This is a genomic window from Lysinibacillus sp. 54212, assembly GCF_036662795.1.
Taxonomy (GTDB): domain Bacteria; phylum Bacillota; class Bacilli; order Bacillales_A; family Planococcaceae; genus Lysinibacillus_B.
Genome location: NZ_JBAFWZ010000072.1, coordinates 1 through 726 on the forward strand (window position 1 = coordinate 1; position 726 = coordinate 726).

Here is a 726-nt window from a genome sequence, read left to right on the forward strand (position 1 = left end):
CGACCTGTTTCATTTGACTAGACAACGTGGTGATTTTTTTATTCGTTTCATCCATCCCAATTTCGAATGCATCCACATCAAGCACTTTCATCAAAGAATGCTACACCCCCCTGTTACTGGGCTATCGTCGTAGAATACTGCAACATTGTGAGCTTCATCTAAAACTAGTGCTTCTCTTTTTTTGAATTCCGAAAATTGTTCGCAATAGTTTCTAACTGCCTGATATGCATCAATTTGAGCTTGATATAGTTTGATATTTTCTATAGCATTTTTGGAAATTACCATAATATACCTCCCCTTTGATTTCATAATATCATATTTAATACTGATGAATATTGCTAAATATTTTAATATTCTAATATTTCTAGACGAATCTTTTAATCTTACATTAAACAAAATGTAAACGGTAAAATATAATTAACAGTTTTTGATCATTTCAATTGAACACTTTTCACCAAATTAATAGTTTCCTGTAAACTGAAAATATCAATTTAAGAGGGCGCTGTTTTTAATGGAGGGAAAGCTTGTGCTTTTTATTCGTGAAATTGTATGAATACCCCAACAAATATTATAGAACCCTAATTTTCACCATCAAAATCCCTAATAAAAAAAGAGAAGGTCGGCTGGAACTGCCTCCTTCTCTTTATCTTTAAAATGATGATTCCTCGACTGCAGCGATTAAACGATAAAATTATTTCGCGGATTCAATCGCTTCAATTAGATTTG

Annotated in this window: 1 protein-coding gene; it reads right to left on the minus strand. The window is 32.1% G+C overall.

The features are described 5' to 3' along the window. Positions 1-90 precede the first annotated feature (90 nt). The gene (locus V4T18_RS18295) at positions 91-285 is read right to left on the minus strand and encodes a hypothetical protein (protein WP_332651891.1); all 195 of its coding nucleotides are present in this window, start codon (positions 283-285) and stop codon (positions 91-93) included. Between the last annotated feature and the right edge of the window lie 441 nt (positions 286-726).

Coding starts and splice junctions, on each gene's coding strand:
- V4T18_RS18295 (WP_332651891.1), bottom strand. CDS start 285: ATGGTAATTTCCAAAAATGCTATAGAAAATATCAAACTATATCAAGCT.